Source organism: Streptomyces incarnatus (genome assembly GCF_001027185.1).
Lineage (GTDB): Bacteria > Actinomycetota > Actinomycetes > Streptomycetales > Streptomycetaceae > Streptomyces > Streptomyces puniciscabiei.
The window spans coordinates 619,958-639,997 of sequence record NZ_CP011497.1 but is presented as its reverse complement, the minus strand read 5'-3'; the positions used below and the strand labels follow the sequence as shown (position 1 = coordinate 639,997).

The 20,040-nt window shown below is 73.6% G+C and carries 16 protein-coding genes; 7 read left to right on the top strand and 9 right to left on the bottom strand.

Going from position 1 to position 20,040, the window contains the following annotated elements; translation table 11 throughout:
- The first annotated feature begins 28 nt into the window (after positions 1 to 28).
- Together ABB07_RS02750 and ABB07_RS02745 are read left to right on the top strand one after the other, a co-directional pair.
- Positions 29 to 1,177 carry an ROK family transcriptional regulator gene (locus ABB07_RS02750; RefSeq protein WP_208897055.1) on the top strand — a complete coding sequence of 383 codons (1,149 nt, stop codon included), beginning with the start codon at positions 29 to 31 and terminating at the stop codon, positions 1,175 to 1,177.
- 99 nt (positions 1,178 to 1,276) lie between these two features.
- Complete coding sequence (locus ABB07_RS02745; RefSeq protein WP_208897054.1) at positions 1,277 to 1,471, top strand: hypothetical protein; 195 nt, start codon at positions 1,277 to 1,279, stop codon at positions 1,469 to 1,471.
- Between the two features lie 103 nt (positions 1,472 to 1,574).
- Here the strand turns inward: ABB07_RS02745 and ABB07_RS02740 are convergent, their stop codons facing one another.
- The gene (locus ABB07_RS02740) at positions 1,575 to 2,969 is read right to left on the bottom strand and encodes a S1 family peptidase (protein ID WP_208897053.1); all 1,395 of its coding nucleotides are present in this window, start codon (positions 2,967 to 2,969) and stop codon (positions 1,575 to 1,577) included.
- A gap of 639 nt (positions 2,970 to 3,608) precedes the next feature.
- Positions 3,609 to 4,439: an SAM-dependent methyltransferase gene (locus ABB07_RS02735; RefSeq protein WP_208897052.1), complete on the bottom strand. Its 831-nt coding sequence runs from the start codon at positions 4,437 to 4,439 to the stop codon at positions 3,609 to 3,611.
- A gap of 145 nt (positions 4,440 to 4,584) precedes the next feature.
- Between ABB07_RS02735 and ABB07_RS02730 the strand changes: the two genes are divergently transcribed.
- Positions 4,585 to 5,763 (top strand): MalY/PatB family protein, encoded by a 1,179-nt coding sequence (locus tag ABB07_RS02730; RefSeq protein WP_208897051.1) that lies wholly within the window; start codon positions 4,585 to 4,587, stop codon positions 5,761 to 5,763.
- Between the two features lie 69 nt (positions 5,764 to 5,832).
- Positions 5,833 to 6,222: a PPOX class F420-dependent oxidoreductase gene (locus ABB07_RS02725; RefSeq protein ID WP_208897050.1), complete on the top strand. Its 390-nt coding sequence runs from the start codon at positions 5,833 to 5,835 to the stop codon at positions 6,220 to 6,222.
- An 82-nt stretch (positions 6,223 to 6,304) separates the two neighbouring features.
- On the opposite strand, the gene ABB07_RS02720 is transcribed toward ABB07_RS02725, so the two are convergent.
- A complete protein-coding gene (locus ABB07_RS02720; protein ID WP_208897049.1) occupies positions 6,305 to 6,724 on the bottom strand; it encodes a Zn-ribbon domain-containing OB-fold protein in 420 nt (139 codons plus the stop codon).
- Between the two features lie 158 nt (positions 6,725 to 6,882).
- Positions 6,883 to 7,629, bottom strand: a complete 747-nt coding sequence (locus ABB07_RS02715) for a TetR family transcriptional regulator (protein ID WP_208897048.1) — start codon at positions 7,627 to 7,629, stop codon at positions 6,883 to 6,885.
- 280 nt (positions 7,630 to 7,909) lie between these two features.
- On the opposite strand from ABB07_RS02715, the gene ABB07_RS02710 reads away from it, so the two are divergent.
- Complete coding sequence (locus tag ABB07_RS02710; RefSeq protein WP_208897047.1) at positions 7,910 to 8,761, top strand: ATP-grasp domain-containing protein; 852 nt, start codon at positions 7,910 to 7,912, stop codon at positions 8,759 to 8,761.
- Here ABB07_RS02710 and ABB07_RS02705 read toward each other — a convergent pair.
- Entirely contained in the window at positions 8,748 to 11,165 is a 2,418-nt protein-coding gene (locus ABB07_RS02705) for a polysaccharide lyase 8 family protein (protein WP_208897046.1), read from the bottom strand. The two genes, ABB07_RS02710 and ABB07_RS02705, sit on opposite strands and share 14 nt — an antisense overlap.
- 149 nt (positions 11,166 to 11,314) lie before the next feature.
- Between ABB07_RS02705 and ABB07_RS02700 the strand changes: the two genes are divergently transcribed.
- Both ABB07_RS02700 and ABB07_RS02695 read left to right on the top strand, forming a co-directional pair.
- Positions 11,315 to 11,977, top strand: a complete 663-nt coding sequence (locus tag ABB07_RS02700; RefSeq protein ID WP_208897045.1) for a peptidoglycan-binding domain-containing protein — start codon at positions 11,315 to 11,317, stop codon at positions 11,975 to 11,977.
- A gap of 283 nt (positions 11,978 to 12,260) precedes the next feature.
- Positions 12,261 to 12,734: a flavin reductase family protein gene (locus ABB07_RS02695; protein ID WP_208903243.1), complete on the top strand. Its 474-nt coding sequence runs from the start codon at positions 12,261 to 12,263 to the stop codon at positions 12,732 to 12,734.
- A 361-nt stretch (positions 12,735 to 13,095) separates the two neighbouring features.
- Here the strand turns inward: ABB07_RS02695 and ABB07_RS02690 are convergent, their stop codons facing one another.
- The 4 genes from ABB07_RS02690 to ABB07_RS40495 all read right to left on the bottom strand — a co-directional run bounded on the left by ABB07_RS02690 (position 13,096) and on the right by ABB07_RS40495 (position 19,959).
- Positions 13,096 to 15,531: a SpoIIE family protein phosphatase gene (locus tag ABB07_RS02690; RefSeq protein ID WP_208897044.1), complete on the bottom strand. Its 2,436-nt coding sequence runs from the start codon at positions 15,529 to 15,531 to the stop codon at positions 13,096 to 13,098.
- A gap of 185 nt (positions 15,532 to 15,716) precedes the next feature.
- Positions 15,717 to 16,094 carry a hypothetical protein gene (locus ABB07_RS02685; protein WP_055703415.1) on the bottom strand — a complete coding sequence of 126 codons (378 nt, stop codon included), beginning with the start codon at positions 16,092 to 16,094 and terminating at the stop codon, positions 15,717 to 15,719.
- A gap of 449 nt (positions 16,095 to 16,543) precedes the next feature.
- Positions 16,544 to 17,461 (bottom strand): MurR/RpiR family transcriptional regulator, encoded by a 918-nt coding sequence (locus tag ABB07_RS02680; RefSeq protein ID WP_208897043.1) that lies wholly within the window; start codon positions 17,459 to 17,461, stop codon positions 16,544 to 16,546.
- A gap of 77 nt (positions 17,462 to 17,538) precedes the next feature.
- Positions 17,539 to 19,959: an ArnT family glycosyltransferase gene (locus tag ABB07_RS40495; RefSeq protein WP_244189192.1), complete on the bottom strand. Its 2,421-nt coding sequence runs from the start codon at positions 19,957 to 19,959 to the stop codon at positions 17,539 to 17,541.
- Positions 19,960 to 20,040 lie beyond the last annotated feature (81 nt).

The following is a 20,040-nucleotide window of genomic DNA, read 5'->3' as shown; positions in this document are numbered from 1 at the left end:
AGTCGGAAGAAAAAGAAGGGTCGGGTTCATGACCAGCTGGCGGCCGCTGAGCCCCGCGGAGCGCTCCGTGGCGATCGAGGTGCTCGTGCACGGGCCGCTGTCCCGCACCGAACTGGCCCGGCGCCTCGGGCTCTCCCAGGGCAGTCTCACCCGGCTCACCAAGCCGCTCCTGGAGTCCGGGCTGCTGGCCGAGGCCCCCGAGGCGGCCGGACCGGCCCAGGCGCGTCAGGGCCGTCCCTCGCAGCCGCTGGACGTCGTGGCCGACGCCTGCTGCTTCCTCGGGTTCAAGATCACCGGGGACATGGTCTACGGCGTCGTCACCACCCTGCGCAGCGAGGTGACCGGAAGCCTCGACCGGCCGCTCACCGGCCGCGACCCGGAATCCGTCGCCGCGCTGCTCGCCGGGATGGCGGCCGCCCTGGCCGAGGGGCGTCCCGCTCCCGCGGGCATCGGCATCGGCGTGGGCGGCCTGGTGCGCGAGCGGTCGGTGGTCGCCGAGTCGCCGTTCCTCGGCTGGCGGAACGTACCGCTCGCCGCGCTGGTCCGGGAGCACACCGGACTGCCGGTCGTCGTGGAGAACGACGTGGCCGCCCTGGTCGAGGCCGAGACCTGGTTCGGCGCGGGCCGCGGCCTGGACCGCTTCGCCGTCCTCACCATCGGCGCCGGCATCGGCTACGGGCTGGTGCTCGGCGGCAGACGCGTACCGTTCGCGGAGGAGGGCCGCGGCTTCGGGCGCCACTGGATCATCGACGCGCACGGCCCGCTCACCCCGGACGGCACCCGCGGCAGCGCCGTGTCCCTGCTCACTATCCCCAGCATCGAGTACCAGATCCGCGCCGCCACCGGCCGGGACACCGCCTACGAGGAGATCCTCGCCGGCGCCGCCGCGGGCGAGCCCATGGCCTCCCGGGTGATCGACGAGGCCGCCCGGGCCCTCGGCACCCTCGTCGCACAGATCGCCAACTTCGCGATGCCGCAGAAGATCCTGCTGGCCGGAGAGGGCGTCGGCCTGATGGATGTGGCCGGGAACACGGTCCGTGCGACCATCGGTGCCCACCGCCATCCACAGGCCGACCCGGTGGCCCTGGAGACGAAGGTCTCCGACTTCCACGACTGGGCGCGCGGCGCCGCGGTGCTGGCGATCCAGGTGCTCGTACTGGGTGAGGGCCCGGTATGAACTGCCGCCTCACGCTTGACACATCGACGTGATGAGCACCACGTCCGTAATGTCCCTATCGAGTGCACTTACTCACAGCGCCTTCACCTCGATCGGCATATGCTTCACAGCATGTCCACCACTGTTGAAGCCGCCCCCGAGCGCTCTGCGCGATCGGCCGCGGAGGTCAACGAGGAGATCAGGGCCCTGTGGCGCCGGGCGGGCGGGACACTGACCACCGAGCAGCGCGCGGAGTACCAGCGCCTCGTGATGGAGTGGGCCGCCGCGACCCCGCCGTCGCAGCGGGCGGCCTGACCGACCTCGCGCACACCCGCCGCACCTTGAGGGCACCCGTGAGCACGGGTGCCCTTCGTATGTCTTCCCTTCGTATGTCTTCTGCGCCCACCCGTCGCCCGCGTCAGCCCCAGGTCGCCGAGTAGTACCGCTGATAGGCCTTGCGGTCCTGCTCGGCCCTGATGTAGCGGGTCGCGACCAGTGCGATCAGACTGCCCGCGATGACCAGCAGCCCGGGACCGATGTTGCGGGTGTCCGTCAGCCGTGCCAGCAGCGTCCGGCCCTGCGTGCCCGTCACCGGTGCCGCGGAACCCGGCGAGGCCGCGCTCGGTGCCACCGCGCCCTGCGCCGCCGCGGCGGACGGCGCGGGGGAGGGGGCCGCGCTCCCGGCGGCACCACCGGCGTTCTGCGCGGACACGATCAGCTTGACGTTCAGCGCCGTCAGCGCCCTCGTCACCGGCTGGAAGAACGTCGTCCCGCCGGTCGTGCAGTCACCGTTGCCGCCCGAGGTCACGCCGAGCGCGATCCCGTTGGAGAAGAGCGGCCCGCCGCTGTCGCCGGGTTCGGCGCACACATTGGTCTGGATGAGCCCGGTGACCGTCCCCTCGGGGTAGTTGACGGTGGCGTTCAGCGCGGTGACCTGACCGTCGTGCAGTCCGCTGGTGCTGCCGCTGCGGAACACCCGCTGCCCGACGGCCGCGTCGGCGAGCCCGGTGATCCGCACGCCGTTGCCGCCGCCGATCGCGACGACGTCGGCGCCGTCACCGGCCTTGCCGGAGGCGTACTGCACGAGCGAGAAGTCGTTGCCGGGGAAGGTGCTGCTCACGGTCCGGCCGAGCTGCTGGTTCCCCTGGTTGTCGGCGAACCAGGTCGACCCGGCGGGGCCGCAGTGACCGGCGGTGAGGATGAAGTCGCTCTGCCCGTTCGTCACGTTGAACCCGGCCGAGCAGCGGCCGCCGGTCGACAGGATCGGTTGGGCGCCGTTCAGCCGCGTGGTGAACGTGCCCTTCGTGCGCTCCATCCGCACGAAGCTCCCTATCCTCGCCGCCACTTGGCTCATCCGGGACCAGTCGCCCGCGGACACCGTGCTGTCCGCGCTGACCACGACCCGGTTGGTCCGGTAGTCCACCGCCCACGCGGTGCCCGCCACGCGTGGCGCCGAACGCAGCGCCGCCGTCGCGGACTTCAGCTCGTTCATGCTGTGCGACACGACCTTCGCCTCGGCGCCCGCACGCCGCACCTCGCGCGCCGCCGCCTCGTCGGTCACCGCGACGACCGGCCGCCCGTCGGCGCCGATCCAGTCACCCGCGGTCCGTGCCGTGCCGAGCCGGGCCACCAGCGCGGCCCCGGTGTCCCCGGCGCCGGACGCGCCGGACGCCGAGGCGAGCGGTCTGGCGGCGGCCGGAGGTGTCTCGCTCGCCATGGCCGCCTGGGCGACCATCCCGCCGCCCAGGAGGAGTCCGCCGACCGCCGCCAGACGTGTCACCCGCCTGACGATCCGTCGTCGTGCGTGCCGCATGCAGGGCTCCCGAAGCCGAACCGACGCGCACCGCCCGTACCGGCGGCGCGGAACCCTCGGATCGTCGAGGGCCCGCACCTCCATACGCGGGCCACGGCCCGGGCGTTCACCGACAGCGCGGATTCCGGCGGCCGGCCCCGGCTCCCGCGGGGCCCCTCGCGGCGCGCTCGGCTGTTGGCGGTGTTCCTTGTGCCGCGCTCGGCTTCGCGGGGATCCCTTGCGCCGCGTTCGGCTGTTGGCGGTAATCCTTGTGCCGCGCTCGGCTTCGCGGGGATCCCTTGCGCCGCGTTCGGCTTGGCGGGCCCCTGTGCCGCGCTCGGCTTCGCGGGGATCCCCTGTGCCGCCCTCGGCTTGGCGGGGGCCTCGTGGCGTGCTCGGCTCTCGCCGCGGTGCCTCGTGGCGTGCTCGGCTCTCGCCGCGGCGCCTCATGGCACGCTCGGCTCTCGCGGTGGCTGTTCCACCCGGCTCGGCTCTCGGGGGCTCACTTCCGCTTGCGTCTCCCGGCCGGGCTCAGCATGGGCGGGATTGCCGACCGCCCGGCTCAGCGCGGCGGCCGGATCCGCCACCGCCCGGGTCACCGTACGCGGCATCCCCCTCCCTCCGAAGGGCTCGGCGCCTGCCGGATCCCACCAGCCTCGCTCAGTTCTTGCGGGCCACCCCGCCGAACATCGCGACCTCCTCCGGCTCGCCCCCCTGGTCGTCGTCCGGGCGCCAGCGCGAGCAGGACACCACACCGGGCTCCAGCAGCTCAAGGCCGTCGAAGAACCGGGCCACGTCCTCGGGGGTGCGCTGGGTCAGCTTCGGGGTGCCGTGCTCGTTCCAGAACTTCACCGCCTCGTCCACGTCGGGCATCGCCGGATGGGTGACGGTGTGCGACAGCACCAGGTGGCTGCCCGTCGGCAACCGGTCCGTCAACCGCCGCACCAGCCCGTACGGGTCCTCTTCGTCGCCGATGAAGATGACCACGCCGAGCAGCATCAGTGCGACCGGCTGGCTGAAGTCCAGTGTCTTCGCGGCGTGTTCGAGGATCGCGTCGACGTTGCGCAGGTCCTCGTCCAGATAGTCGGTACGGCCCTCGGGCGTGCTCGTCAGCAGGGCACGCGCGTGCGCGAGGACCAGCGGGTCGTTGTCGACGTACACGATCCGCGACTCGGGCGCGATCCGCTGGGCGACCTCGTGCGTGTTGTCCGCGGTGGGCAGCCCGGTGCCGATGTCCAGGAACTGCCGGATGCCCACCTCGCCGACCAGGTGACGCACGGCGCGGCCGAGGAACAGCCGGTCGGCGCGGGCGTACTCCCCGATACCGGGGTGCAGTTGGCGTATCTGGTCGCCGGCCGCGCGGTCGACCTCGTAGTTGTCCTTGCCGCCGAGCCAGTAGTTCCAGATCCGGGCGGTGTGCGGCTGGCTGGTGTTGATGCGGGCACGCAGCGACACGGCCACGTCGTCGGTGGCTGCCGGGTTGTCTGTCACGGGGGTCAGCTCCTGGGTGCGGATGAGTTGCCGGACGAGGGATACACCGTTCAAGACGCAATGTAGACGCCCGAGTTGATCTCCGCTCGCGACCCGGGTCATCCGGTCGTTCCCGCGCCCCGCACGCGGTCCTATCGTGAGCCCCATGAGCCGCAGAACGCACACCCCGCCCGGCGCCCCCGACCCGCTGCACGCCCTCGGCCTGGAGCAGTTGCGCCGCCGTACGAGCATGAAGTGGCGCACCTACCCCGAGGACGTGCTGCCGCTGTGGGTGGCCGAGATGGACGTACCCCTCGCCGGACCCGTCGTGCGGGCCGTGACCGACGCGCTCGCCCTCGGCGACACCGGGTACCCCGCCGGCACGGCCTACGCCGAGGCGCTGGCCGCGTTCGCCGCCGAACGCTGGCACTGGGACGGGATCGCCGTCGAGCGCACCGCGATCGTTCCGGACGTGATGCTCGGCGTGGTCGAGATGATCAAACTGGTCACCGGGCCCGGCGATCCGGTGATCGTCAACCCGCCGGTGTATCCGCCGTTCTTCCAGTTCGTCACGCACATGGACCGCCGGGTGGCCGAGGCCCCGCTCGGCGCCGACCTGCGAATCGACCTGGCGGTCCTGGAGCACACCTTCCGGGAGGCGACCGGCGGCGGCGGGCGCGCCGCCTACCTGCTGTGCAGCCCGCACAACCCCACCGGCACCGTGCACACCGCCGCCGAACTGGCGGCCGTCGCCGATCTCGCCGAGCGGTACGGCGTCCGGGTCGTCGCGGACGAGATCCACGCCCCGCTCGTCGCCCCGGGCGTCACCTTCGTGCCGTACCTGAGCGTGCCCGGCGCCGAACGCGGCCTGTCCCTGATGTCGGCGTCCAAGGGCTGGAACCTGGCCGGCCTCAAAGCCGCCCTCGCCCTCGCCGGGCCCAAGGCCGCCACCGACCTCGGCCGGCTGCCCGAGGAGGTCGGCCACGGCCCCAGCCACCTCGGCGTCATCGCCCACACCGCCGCCCTGTCCGAGGCCACCGGCTGGCTGGACGCCCTGCTGACCGGACTGGAGGCCAACCGGACCCTGCTCGCCGGCCTGCTCGCCGAGCACCTGCCCGCGAGCCGCCTGCACCCTGCCGAGGCCACCTTTCTGGCCTGGCTCGACTGCCGCGCCCTCGGCCTCGGCGACGATCCCGCGCAGGTCTTCCTCGACCGCGGCCGGGTCGCCCTCAGCCCGGGCCCGTCCTTCGGCACCGGCGGCGCGGGGCACGTACGGCTGAACCTGGCGACCTCGCCCGACATCCTCACCGAGGGGGTCCGGCGCATGGCCGCGGCCCTGACCTGACCACGCGGGTCTCGCGAGGGTTTGACCGAGCCGGTCTGCCGGGCGGGGCGGCCTCCTAGACTGCCGGGCATGGACGACACGCGGCTGGACCGGCTCGGCTCCGGCAAGTACCTGCTGGTGACCAGCCACCGCAAGAACGGCACCCCGGTCGCCACTCCGGTGTGGGTGGTCCGCGACGGTGACACCCTCGGCGTCTGGACGGCCGCCGACAGCTTCAAGGTGAAACGGATCCGCCGCCGCGCCGACGTCCTCGTCGGCCCCTGCGACCTGCGCGGCAACCCCACCGGCGACCAGATCCCGGCCACCGCTGAGATCACCGACGCCGCCACCACCGCCCGCTACCGGGACCTCATCGCCCGCAAGTACGGCATCGTCGGCCGCCTCACCCTGCTCGGCAGCCGGCTGCGGCGCGGGCTGGACGGCACGGTCGGCATCCGGGTGACCCTGACGGAGGAGTGAGGGCCGGGGGGCCTGCCCGGCGAGGCCGTCACCCGGCGCCCCGGCCTCACCGGGCGTCGACGCGAAGGGCGATGCCGCGCCGTCAGGCCCAGGCGCCCCGGTACGGCTCGTCCAGCAGCTGGAAGACCGGCTCGCCCCGCACCGGATCCTGGGCGGTGGACAGCCGGACCCGGTCGCCGCTGTGGATGCCGACCGGCGGTCCCATGACCCGGCCGCGCACGACGAACCCCTCCGCCATCTCGATCAGCGAGACATTGCGCGCCGCGGGCGTGTTGCGGTGCACCACGGTGGAGTGCCGGACCGTCCCGACGCCCTCGCTGCGCTCGGTGCGCAGCTCGCTGCCCTGGCACACCGGACACAGCAGCCGGTGGTACATCGCCGTGCCGCACCAGGTGCAGCGCTGGAAGACGATGGCGTCCCTGGAGTCCGCGGGGACGGGGTCGAGAACACCCGCCGCGGAGCCGGCCGCCGGATGCGAGACGTTTGCTGAGTAGTGGTACACGCTGGTCAACTCCCTGCGCTCGGCCGGAATCCCGCGTGTCCGGCGCGCACCGGGCACACGCGTGCGCGGCGGCCGTGCCACCGTGCACGCCGACAGAGTATGGCACTCAGTGTCACTCGTAAAGGCACTCCGTACCCCTATTTCACGGAGGGGCGCGGTCAGGCCCGGCCGAGCGCCGCCTCCAGCTCCTGCACCACCCGCCACAGCGGGGCATCCCGGCGGGTGACCAGCACCACCACGTCCTCGGGGCCGCCCGCGGGCTCGCCGGGCGGCAGCGGACCGAACCGCGCGGGTGCCGCGGCGGGCTCGGCCGCGTGCCCGAACACCCGCTGCACATGGCCCAGTGCGTGGTCCACCGCCGCTCCCGCATCGCCCAGGCCGTCCGAACGCAGCCAGGAGCGCAGGGCGTTGTTGTGCGCGGCGACCACCGCGGCCGCGATGACATCCGCCCGCAGCGTCCCGTCGGGCCGGCCCGCGAAGCGCCCGCGCAGGTACTCGGCGAGTGCGCGCTCGTAGCGCCACACCACCGACAACTCGTAGGCGCGCAGGCCCGGCACCTGCTTGGTGAGGCGGTAGCGCTGCACGGAGAACGTCGGGTTCTCCGCGTACATCCCCAGCACCAGCCGGGCCGCGTCGCACACCCGGCGCACCGGTTCGTGCTCCTCCCCGCTCGCGGCGAGGAAGGCGGTCATGTCGGCCAGGCAGCGCTCGTGGTCGGGGAAGACCACGTCCTCCTTGGAGGGGAAGTAGCGGAAGAACGAACGCCGGCCGACCCCGGCCAGTGCCACGATGTCGTCCACGGTGGTCTGCTCGTACCCGCGTTCCAGGAAGAGCTGGAAGGCCGCCGCGACGAGGGCATCGCGCATCGGCGGCTTCGCGGCCGGCGCCGCGCTGCTGGAGCTCATGGAGGGGAACGTAGCACCCGAACGGTGCTGGGTGACACTCAGTGCAGTTCGAGTCGCCTTGCGGGGGAACTGAGTGCTGTGCGAGCCAGAGCCGGACATATACCTCGCAGGTCTCGGAATCCGAGGCCGGGGAACAGGCACGGAGACCCACGCCGGGGAACGGGCGCGGAGGTCCGGGCCGGGCACAGGGGCGGCCGCACCCCGACGTAACCTTTCTGCACCCACCGTCGGCACGGCGACCCGCAGCCGGACCTGCCGCACCCGCCCGAGGAGAGCCCGTATGCCCGCCGCCCGCCCCCGCCTGCTCTACGTCACCGATCTGGCGTACGAGGCCCGCGGGCGCCGCTACTGCGACGAGGACATCTTCCTCACCTCCCGGCTGCGCGCCCGCTTCGACCTCGCCCTGTGCCATCCGCTGGACGCCGCCGCGCTGCTGGACGGCTTCGACGCCGTGGTCGTCCGCAACAGCGGGCCCGTCCTCGGCTACTCGCGCGCGTACGACGGCTTCCGCGCCCGTGCCCTCGCCACCGGCGCCCGCGTGTACAACCCGCTCACCGGCAAGGCGGACATGGCCGGCAAGCGGTATCTGCTCGACCTGAGCGCCGCGGGCTTCCCCGTCATACCCACGGTCGGCCGCGCCGAGGAACTGCACCTGCTGCCGGCCGCCGAGCGGTACGTCGTCAAGCCGATGCTCGGCGCCGACTCCCTCGGCCTCCGGATCGTGCCCGCCCGCCAGGTCGCCGCGCACGCCACGGGCGAGGTCCTGATCCAGCCCTGCGTCGACTTCGTCCACGAGGTGTCCTTCTACTTCGTCGACGACGACTTCCAGTACGCCCTGTACGCCCCCGACCCGGAGCGCCGCTGGGAGCTGAAGCCCTATGCGGCCACCGCGGCCGACCTGGAGTTCGCCCGGCGCTTCATCGACTGGAACGACCTCGGCCACGGCATCCAGCGCGTCGATGCCTGCCGCACCCGCGACGGCGGCCTGCTCCTGGTCGAACTGGAGGACCTGAACCCCTACCTGTCCCTTGACGCCCTCCCGGAGGACGCCAGGGACGCCTTCGTCGCCGCGTTCACGGCGTCCCTGGGCCGGTTCGCGCAGGGGGTGCGGGAGGTGCTCAGCCCAGCCTGACGGTGACCCGCTGGGTGGCCCCGGCCGCGCCCGTGAGGTCGCCGAAGCCCAGGGTCAGCGTGGCACCGGTGGTGGCCGAGGCGAGCGTGCCCGGCGCGGACGTCACCGCGGCGACGGCCCGCCGCCAGGTCAGGGTGAGGCTCGTGCGCCTGCCCATCGGATCGCTCACCGCGATCACGGCGGTGCCGTCGTCGTCCTCGCTGATCATCACGGAGCACGGGTCGCTCGCGGTGAGCGTTCCGACCGTTCCGCCGAACCAGAAGTTCACCCCGGTGAACCCGAGCGAGGTGACGGCCACCCCCTGCTGGTTGTCCGTATTGGCGAGCACGGTCAGCCAGTGGGCGTCCGCCGCCCGCGCCCGCGTGCGCGCCGCGGTGGCGCCCGGCAGCAGGAGGTAGGCGTACGACGCGTTCGCCGGGTCGGTGCCGTGATCGACGTACATCGTCAGGTACTTGCGGTTCAGGACCGTGGTCGCGCCGCCCCTGTTGATCGTGCTCCAGCTGCCGTCGCGGGCGTCGCGCAGGGCCCGCACGGTCGCGCCGCCGGGGAAGACATAGCCGCCGTGCCCGCCGATGTGGGCCCACTTCGCCCCGGTGAGCGTCGCCGACCAGGGGTAGCCGGCGGGCCGGACCGTGCCGTCGACGGTGAAGGGGGCGCCGCCGGTGGGGCCGAGGTTGCGGTTCTCGACCGTGGTCTCCACGGCCGTGCCGTCGGTGCAGGTGATGCCCGCGCCGAGACAGACGACCGTGTCGTCCAGGAAGAACCACGACTTCTTCGCCACGAGCGTCGACTGCAGGCCCTTGAGGTGCTGCCCGACGGCCGCCCGGTGTCCGTCCGTCGCGCCGCCCACCCAGTCGGCGTCCGGCATCGAGGCGCCCCAGTCCCCGCCGGCCCCGTCGGCCAGTGCCTTGCGCGAGACGGTCGTACCGGGCAGCCGGTAGGGGTCGACGGTGGGCCAGAAGGCGTCGCTGTACTGCCCGTTGGCGAAGGTGTCCCCCCACCAGTAGAGCATCCCGGCCCCGGTGTGCCAGCCGCGCAGGTTCTCGCCGTTGCCGGTCTCGTAGTGGGTGATCCGCTTGTCGGCCATGCTCAGCGCGGCCGCCCAGCCCGGTCCGCGGTGCGTGGCCCGCGCCATGGACGGGAACAGCCGGTGCCCGGCCGGCTCGGCCACCGCCGTCACCGACCCGTCGTCCTGCACCCCCTTGAGCCGGGCCAGATGCGGCAGGCTCAGCACCGGGTCGGCGAGCGGCGGGCTGTAGTGGTCGCGCTGCATCCAGCCCTTCACCAGAGCACGCCAGCGTGCGTTCTCGGCCGCGCTCGCCGCCTGTCCGAGCAGCACGATCGCGCCGAGGATCGGATGGCCGCGCAGATGGTCGTCCTGCTGGATCCGCTGGGGGTCCGCCGCCGAGAGCCCGCGGCTGATCGCCCGGCCCGCGACGCCGTCCATCACCAGACCGTTGTGGATGAACGGCGCCCAGGCGTGCTCCACCGCGTCGAACACGATCTGCCGGTCCGGGTCCGTCACCTCCCAGCTGGACCCCGCCAGCAACGCGAACAGCAGCCCGAGACCGCCGAGCATGACCGAGCCGTAGGAGCCGGTGTACGGCACGGTGGTGTGCTGGATGAACGAACCGTCGGCGTACAGGCCGTCGCCGGAGGTGACGTACGGGAACACGGGGGAGAGGGCGTCGCGGGCCAGCGCCACCTTGGCCGCGCTCGCCCCGAGGACACCGCGCAGCGCCAGCACCCGGCACAGGTCGACCCGGTTGGCGCCCGTGCTCGTCCCGCTGTAGCTCGCCACCGCCGAGTCGGGCACGAAGTGGTCGACGGCGGCGAGGTAGCCCGCGAGCCGGTCGGCCGGCAGGGCGTCGTACATCAGCACGCACACGTCCAGCAGCGCCTGCGGGGCGCCGATCTGCCAGCTGTACCAGTTGCCGTACCGGGTCCGGTCCGGGTGGTAGACGTCGTCGTGGAGGTGGTCCAGGCCGGCGCGGATCGCGTCCCGCAGATCCGCGTCGCCGGTCAGTCCAATGCCGGGCAGGCAGTAGGCCTGCGCGAGCGTGCTCAGCCGGGTGTAACTGGTGTTCATGTTGCCCGAGTAGCGGTACGACTCCTGGTCGGTGTCCGGGTCCGGGTCGGCGTAGACCAGGTCGGGCCACAGGGAGCCGGCAGCGGGGGCCATCGAGGCCCGGTACCGGCCCGCCGTCGTGCCCAGATCGGCGAGCCGGCTCCGGAACGGTTCGGCGGCGGGGTCGAACCCCTCGCCGAGGATCAGGGTGCGCCACCGCGCCCGGAGCGTCGCGAACTCGTCCGACGCCGCGAACGCCCGGGTGCCCAGGCCCAGGGAGAGAGCGGTTCCCGAGCAGACGGTCAGAAAACCACGGCGTGACCAAGGAGTCGTCATGACGGCGCTTTCTAGCATGCACTTTCTCAAGCGCTCAATAATTCCTGCGGAGTTGACCATCTCGATCGTGTGCGGTGGGGGTGGTCGCGCCTGAACGGCGTCACACCCGCCGTCGTATCTCAGCACGGGGACGACGGAAGGAGAGCCAGGTGCCGACACCGCACGATCGCGAACGGCCACCCTCCGGGCCTGTTCTGGAACCCGTCCGGGTCCTCAGGCCCCGCCGCTTCGACGCGCTCGCCGAGCTGATGCGCGAGATGGAAACCGCCCCGGCACCGGCGGCGCACCCGGACGAGGACGAGACACAGGAACTGCCACCCGTACCGGCCCCAGCCCGGACCACCGCCGTGCTGCGCCGGACGGCCGTCGCCGGGGCCGTGGCCGCCGCAGCCCTCCTCGGCTTCGGCTGCGCACTGCTGCTCCCCGGCCGCCAGGACGCCGCCGCGACCGAGCCCGCGCACCGGCCGGCGACGACCGCACCGCCCGCCACCACGCCCGCCACCACGCCCGCCACCACGCCCGCACCGACCCCGACCGTCTCGCTCGCGCCCACGGCCGCCACCGACCCCGACGGCCCCGGCACCCTCCGCCAGGGCGACACCGGCCCCGAGGTCACCGAACTGCAGAGACGTCTGCTGCGCATCCCCGATGTCTACCGCAACGGCTCGACCAGCGGCGCCTACGACACCGACCTGACCGCCGCCGTGGCCCGCTTCCAGCTCTGGTACGGCATCAGCGGCGACGAGACCGGCGTCTACGGCGACGACACACGCCGCGCGCTGGAGTCGCGGACCGGCCCGGACGATTCATGAGCGGCACGCGGGGAACCCCGGGAGAGCGGCGCGGGCCGCGCCCGGGTCTGCCGGCATGCGCCGGACCGGGCTGCAGCGGCGGACGGGAGCGCGGGCCATGACGGACGTGGACGGGACGCACAGCACGGCGGGCGTGGGCGGTACGGCGGGCACCGGCGACGTGAACGCCACCGCGGGCATGGCGGCCGTCGACCGTGCCGCGGCGACGGCGGACGGCGGCGTGGCGGGCGCGGGCGGCGGGGATGGTGCGGAGGGCGTCGTGGGGCGTGGGTCCGAGGTCCGCATGGACGGCTTCTTCGGCCGGCTGAACCCCGACATGTGCGTGGTCACGGCCGTGGCCGACGGCGAGCGGGCCGGGTGTCTGGTCGGCTTCGCCTCGCAGTGCTCCATCCGGCCGCCCCGCTTCACCGTCTGGCTGTCCAAGGCCAACCACACCTACCGGGTCGCCCGGGCCGCCCAGCACCTCGCCGTCCACCTGCTCACCCGCGACCAACGGGACCTCGCGGAACTCCTCGGCGGCGAGACCGGCGACGAGATCGACAAGTTCGCGCGCCTGGACTGGACGGAGGCGTACGGCGGCGCGGTGGTCCTCCGGAACACGGCGGCCTGGTTCGTCGGCACCATCCTCCACCGCACCGACGGCGGCGACCACGTCGGTTTCGTCCTGGACCCCGTGCAGTGGGGAGAGGGGCGCGGCGGGCCGCTGCTGCGCCTGTCCGACGCGGCCGGCATCGAGGCTGGTCACCCCGTGGAGTGAGCGGATTCGAACACCGGGCAACAGCCCGACGCCGGGCATTGCCCTGGGCGGCGGCCCGCCCTCATCATGGCAGCCCGCGGCCGACGGCCGCGTGTTCCGCCGCACCACGACCGAAAGCCAGCCCGATGACCGGCTCCCGCATCCCGGGCCTTCTCGTGCCCGCCGTCTTCCTGCTGGCCCTGGTCGTCGGGGCGTTCTGGTACTGGCGGCACCGCAACGACGACTGATCCCGAACCACGCCTCCCGGCGGACCGCCACGCCCCCCGGCGGACCGTCACGCCCCCGGGCGGACCACCACGCGCCCCCGGAGGAACCGCCACGCCCCCCGGCGGACCGTCACGCCCCCGGCACCGCGCCGGTCCTAGCTGTCCGTGCCCGACGCGTCCGCCCCGTTCGTCACGTCCTCCAGCGGCATCCTGATGTCCAGCACGCACACATCGTCCCGCCGCTCCTCCGCGAGCAGCGTGGCGAGCAGCGCGTCCAGCGAATCGGACTCGCCGCAGCCCTGGGCGCGCACCGCGTCGGCCAGCCGGTCCAGCCCGCTGTCGAGGCTCTCACCGGGGCGCTCGACCAGGCCGTCGGTGTACAGCAGCAGCCGGTCGCCGGGCTCCAGACGCAGTTCCGCCGCCTCGAAGACGGGGGCCACGCTCGCGCCGAGCAGCATGCCGCCGGGCCGGTCGAGACAGCGCACATCGCCGTGGCGCACGAGCAGCGGCGGCAGATGCCCGGCCTGCGCCCAGGCCAGGACGTGCCGCCGGGGGTCGTAGCGGGCCAGGACCATGGTGGCGGTGGTCTGGCTGTCGCGGGAGTGCAGCAGCAGGTAGTTGAGCCGCTCCAGCGCCCCGGTCAGCGAGGAGCCGGTGCTGACCATGCCCTTCGCGGTGAACCTGAGCTGGGCCATCGTGGCCACGGCGTCGACGCCGTGGCCCGCCACGTCGCCGACCACGAACAGCGCGTCACTGTCCGGGAGTTCGATGGCGCTGAACCAGTCGCCGCCCACATGGAGGCCGGACTGGGCGGGCAGATACGCGACCTCGACGCGCAGCCCGGCCAGCCGCACCGGCTTGTTCGGCAGCGGCAGCAGGGCGTGCTGCAGCCGGGCGGCCAGGGCCCGCTCGGCCTGCAGGACCCCGCGCTGCAGCAGCATCGCCCGCTCGCTCTCCACCAGCGCCAGTTCCGCGCTCCGCTGCCGGGTGAGGTCCTGGACGAAGCCGTGCACCTCGACGGTGGTGCCGTCCGGCGCGGTGACGGCCTCCGCGACCAGCCGCAGATGCCGCACCCCCGCGGCCGTCCCGATGCGGAAGGGCACGTCGAACGGCCGGGCGTGGCGGATCAGTTCGGTGATCGCGTGGATGAGCTGGCCCGCGTCCTCCGGCAGCGCCAGGTCCGGGAGCCGTTCCAGCGCGAGCGGCTGCTCCGCGCCGGACCGGCCGAGCACGGCGTACGTCTGCTCGGACCAGGAAATCTCCTGGGTGACCAGGTTCCAGTTGGCCCAGCCGAGCATGCCGAGCCGCTGCACATCGGCCAGGCGCTGCTCCTGCCGCTCCGCGGGCTCGTGCCGCAGCCAGGTGACCAGCAGGCCCTCGCCCAGCGGGGCGGCCCGCACCGAGTAGGTGGCGCTCACGGGCACCTCGCCGGCCAGCTCCTGGTAGACGAACGGTTCGCTCTCGAACGGCACCCCCGTCTCCAGTGCCTCGAGATAGCCCTGCCACAGCGACTCGCCCGCGACGGACGGATAGCTCTCCAGGACCTGTCTGCCGACCATCTCCCGGCCGGACCGGCCGAACACGTCGACCGCTTCCGGAGTGGCGGCCGCGATGCGGTAGTCCTCCAGCTCGCCGGAGGCGGCGCGCAGCGGAACCAGCAGGACCGCCGCCCCCGGCAGCGCGTCGAACACCGCCTGCACGGTCTGGGAGACATGGTCGCCGGCGTGCTCCGGCGGGGAGTCGAAGGCGCGCAGCCGGCCCGCGCACAGCCGGGCCACGGCCCGCAGCAGCTGCCGTTCGTGCGAGGTGAACGGCCCGCCGCGGCCGCGCCACACGCCGAGGACGACATGCGCGGTGTCCCCGGCCGCCACGGGCAGCCAGGCCCGGGAGGGCCAGCGCTCCGGCGCGTCGCCGATGATCAGGTACCGGTCGTGGTGCCCGGAGAGGTCCTCCAGCCACCGTGGCTCACCGGACCGCAGGGCGTCGAGCGCGGCCACTTCGGTGACCGGGGGGACGTACCGCCACTGCGCGGCGAGGGTCGCGTCGACGCCGGCGTATCCGATCAGTTCGAGCCCGCCCTCGGGCAGCCGCCGGTACAGCAGTACGGCGTCGGCGCCGGCCTCGGACGCGAGGTGGTCCAGCAGACACCGGGCCAGCTCGTGCGGCGTGCCGACCCGGACCAGGGCCCGGCCTATGTGCCCGAGTGTTTTCGCGAGCTCCACCGTGCCGTTGGGCGCGGCCTTCCCCGGGGCGGCGGGCGACGCCCGGTCGGTTGCCGGCGAGGGGCCGGCCGGCTCCTCCTTCGGCGGCGGCAGGGCGCCCAGGGTGAGCCAGCACTGTTCGAGGAGCGTGCGGTTGCCGTCCGCGGCGCGCCGCAGCAGTTCCTGGTGCGCGGCTTCCGGGGAACATCCGATGACGGCCATGAGCACGCCCTTGGCCCGCTCCTGGACCGCTGATGTGGCGGCCAGGTCCCGCAGCCGTTCCATCTCCGCGCGCTGCCGGGCCACGACCCGGGCCAATGCGGCAAGATCGCCGCCGGCGGGGTCCACCGGATGTGCGGGCTCGCTCGTCACGCGACGAGCATGGCACATCGAGGCCGTCCGATCACTCGTCCGCCGGGTCCGGTTTTCATATGACCTTCACGCCGGCTTGCTCTGGCGGTCGCAAGGCGGGCGCGAATCGTCCGCAGAAACCCTCACGAATCGCGCGCGAATCGTCCGCAGAAACCCTCACGAAAGGGACGGGGGTCGTCCCTGCGCCGGTGGCGGCCGTCGGCTCAGCAGCGGCCCGCGCCGCGTCCGGCCAGGGCCTCGCTGACCGCGCGGACGCTGCGGGCGATGTGCTGCAGCTGCAGGACCTCGGCGGCGTACAGCTTGATCGTGTGCTCGATGACCGACTCGGGCAGCCCCAGCATCGGCAGCTCGGCCCGGGCCGTCTGCAGTGCCGTCCGGGCCACCCGGATCTCCTGCTGCACCTGCAGCTGGGCGTGCCGGGCGAGCAGGACGGGGTGGCGGATGAGGGCCGGATAGCTCGCGTAGCGCGCGGGGATCAGCTCGCGCAGCCACTTGGCCGCCGAGCGCTCCCAGTCGTAACTGCCCGGCGTCTTGACCTGACAGGGCCAGTCGGGGCTGATGCGCGTGCTGGTCAGGGGCATGATCTTCGCTTCCGGTGTGCGGCGTCGTGAGGGTGGTCCGACGGTTCGGGGCGGCCCCGGCCTAGGGGATGGCCGGGGCCGCCACGGGCGCGTCGCGCAGACGGCGCGCCCCGGTACACCCCGGGCGCCGACGTGGGTAGGGGACGGCGGCTTGGGGTGTCCGTGCGGGGGCCCCGGGCATCGGCGACCGGCGCTGCGTGGTGACGTGCTGACGCATGGGCGGTCCGTCGGCTTTCTCGGGGCGGTGTGCGAGCGGTGAGTCCGCGGGTGCGGAACGTGCCCGGAGTGGGCCGGGCGCGATCCGTGAGCAGTATTTATATATGCCGTCCGGTTTGCAAGACGTATGAAAACATTCATGCGTGATTTGTCGTGGATGATCCCCGTCCGTGGCATCGGTGACCGCAAGATCTTCACCGCACCCGGCACACGGGCGCAGGAATGTGCCGCATTCAGTCCTTCATGAAGAACTGATGCTGGTCGGAGAGCTGTTCGTACTTCTCCAGCCGGGCCTGGGTGCGCTCCGGATCGGCGTCGGTCATGGCCTGCAGCAGTGCGGCGGCCATCACGCCCGGCGCGGCGTAGGAGTCGAACACCAGCCGCGAGCCGGTGCCGGTGGCGAAGGTGACGTCGGCCTCGTCGGCCAGCGGACCGAGGGCGAGGTCCGTCACGAGCGCGACCTTCAGGCCGGCTCCGCGGGCCACCCGGACGGCCTGGAGCGTCTCCTGGGAGTGCCTCGGCATGGCGAAGGCCAGCACCCAGGTGCCGCCGGCCTCCCGGCACTGCAGCAGCGCGTCGTAGGCCACGCTGCCGCCCCGGGTGACCAGCCGCACGTCGGGGTGGATGCGGCGGGCGGCGTAGCCGAAGTACTCCGCGAGCGACTCGGAGATGCGCAGGCCCAGGACCGTGAGCGGGGTGGAGCGGGACAGCGCACGGCCGACCCGGATGATCTCGGTGGGGTCGGCGAAGTCGCGCCGCAGGTACTCCAGGTTCTCGATCTCGGCGTCGACGGCCGCCTGCAGCTCGTTGGCCCGGTTCTCCTCGCCCGGCCCGCCGGCCAGCGTGCTCAGCGCGATCGACTGCAGTTTCTCGCGCAGGGCGGGGTAGCCGCTGAAGCCGACGGCGGCGGCGAAGCGGGTGACCGAGGGCTGGCTGACGCCGACCCGGTCGGCCAGCTCGGTGATGGACAGGAACGCGGCCTCGGTGATGTGCTCGATCAGGTACTGGGCGATGCGCCGCTGGCCCGGCGACAGACGGGGGCCGTCGAAGAGTTCCCTCAGCCGCGAGGTCGGGGACGCCTCGGTCGTGGGCGCGGTCTTGCCGGACGTGATCGCTGATGCCTGTGCGCGTGCCTGCTGCGGCGAGGGCACCGGTCCGCCTCCTTTGTCTGCCACAAGCACTCAACATAGCCCACCCACCGTCAGGAACAGCGGGTTGAGCAGGAGGTTCAGTGCCGGAAGAGGCTGATCGAATGGCCCACGTCACCGGCCGGCCGGCTGCTGCCGACCAGCTCGGCGAGCCGTCCGCGCGCCTTGGCGAGCGCGGAGTCCGACACCACCAGCAGTCCGTGCACCCGATCCGGCGGCACCGTGCGCGGATCGGCGGCCCGGATGCCGTAGTACGACGGCACACCGCTGCCCTTGTACACCAGCCACACCCGCTCGCCCGGAGGGAGCCGCCGGAGCCGGTCGGCGAGCCGCCCCAGGTCCTGTCCCCAGTCCACGTTGGAGTCGTGCAGCAGCCGGTGGGTGCGGGCCGGGCCGCCGAAGGCCTCGTTGGAATACGGCAGGTAGTACGGGAACGTCCGCAGCGAGCTCACGGCCGTGCACAGCACCAGCGCGGCCGCCGCGGCAGCCGTCCACCGCCTGCCCGGCCGGGGCACACAGGCCGCCGCCACCGCGAGGAACACCGGCACGAACAGCGCGTACCGCGTCCCGAAGTCCCGCGACCCCGTCATGGCCGCCGCGAGCAGCACCCCGGGCGCCAGCAGCACGTACGGCGCCGCGGGCCGCAGCCGCCGTACGGCCACGACCGCCACCGCACCGGCTCCGCCCAGCGCCAGCAGTCCGAGCGGCGTCTTCACCAGCAGGGCGGCCGGCAGGTAGTACCAGAGGGAACCGGTGTACAGGTGCCCGAACAGATAGCCCTGCCACGGTTGGTCCTCCAGCCCGAACTGCACCCGCATGCCCGCCCGGTAGGCCTCCGGCACCGGCAGCAGGCCCACCAGCCGGCCGCGCAGCCCGTGCGCGGCCGACACCGGTTCGACGGGCGAGAACCGCAGCCGGGGATCGACGGCGAGATACACGGCCCAGACCACGGCGATCGCCACCACCCCCACCACGACCGCACCGGCGACCGCCGACAGCACCCTGCGCCGCCGGTCACCGGGGGCGCCCGCGAGGGCGGACAGGGCCGCCACGCGCCGGCGGACACCGGCCGTGCCGCCCTCCGGAGGCCGGGCGTTGTGCGGGCGAGCGGCTGCCGGGCCGGCGAGGGGGGAGTGGGCCTCGCGCCTGCCGGCGTGCGGGGAGAGGCCCATCGGCGGGGGAGCGCCTTCCGGGGCCGCGAGCGCGGGTGCCTTGTGCCGGCGAGGTCCGACCGGGGCAGTGAGCGCGGACAACCAGCGCCGGGCCCGGCCCGTGCTCACAGGTGACCCGCCGGTCGGACGGGCGTCCCGTTCCCGGCCGCCGCCGGTGTACGGCCCGCCGGTTTGCGGAGTCCCGGGTTCCCGGGCGTCGCTCGTGTCCGGTCCGTCGGCGTGCGGGGCCCGGCGCTTTCGGCCGGCGCCGGTCTGCGGTCCGCCGGTCGGATCGGTTTTCCGCTCCCCGCCGTCGTGTGGGGCCGGTCCGTCCGTCTGCGGTGCTTGATGTCCCGCGCCGTCTCCTGTGTCCGGTCCGCCGGTTCGAGGGGTGTCCGGTTCCAGGCCGTCGCCGGTGTCCGGCCCACCGGTCCGCGGCGCCTCACGTTCACGGCCGGTGTCCGTGTCCGGCCGCGGGTCGGCCGGACGGGCGTCCCGTGCCCGGTCGACGACCTTGTGCGGTCCGCCCGTTGGGGGTCTGCCCGGTGTCCGGCCCTTCTCAGGGGCCGGACGGTCGCCCGGTGGCAGCCCCGGTCCCCGGTGTGCCGTCAGGGCGGACAGGGCGGCGAGGGTCATCAGGACGGGAATCGCCGGCAGGGCGCTCATCTTGGTGGCCACGGCCGCCCCCAGCGCCGCCCCGGCGAGCGGCAGGTACCGCCTGGGCCGGCGCCGGGCCCGCCACACCAGCCAGGCCGACGTCAGGACGAACCCGGCCATCGGCACGTCGAGGGTGGCCAGCGAGCCGTGGGCGATCAGGTCGGGCGAGAAGGCGTACAGCGTCAGGGCCACCAGGCCGCCCGCCGTGCCCGTCAGGTCGCGGGCGAACGCGAAGGCGACCAGCCCGAACAGCAGGGTCAGCACGATGACGGGCAGGCGGGCCCAGAGCATGAGGCGCCAGGGGTCGTTGCCCGACTCGTAGAGCAGATGCCGGCCCACATCGCCCTGGGTGCCGCGGTACGACGGGTCGTAGTGCGGGTCGGCCACCGCCACGCCGGCCGCGATCAGCAGCTTGCCGAGCGGCGGATGCTCGGGGTTGTAGCGGATCCGGTGCTCGTGCAGATAGTCGGTGGCGGTCGCGACGTACACCGGCTCGTCGATGGTCGGGGTCTGCTGGACGGCCGTGGTGACCATCGCCGCGGCCATCTGGGCGAGCAGCACCGCGGCCAGCAGGGGCACCAGCCACCGCCGGTGCCGCTGCAGCCGGGCCCGGAGGCGGGCGGGGGCCGGCCGTCGCGGGGCCTCGCGGGCAGCCGCACGGGTGAGGACCAGGTGCTGTTCGCGCGCCATCATCCGCCCCGCGGTGGCACCGGCCGCGGGGCGGCGGCAGCGGTCGTGGGCCGGATCATGGCCCTACTGTCGCACCGCTCCCGC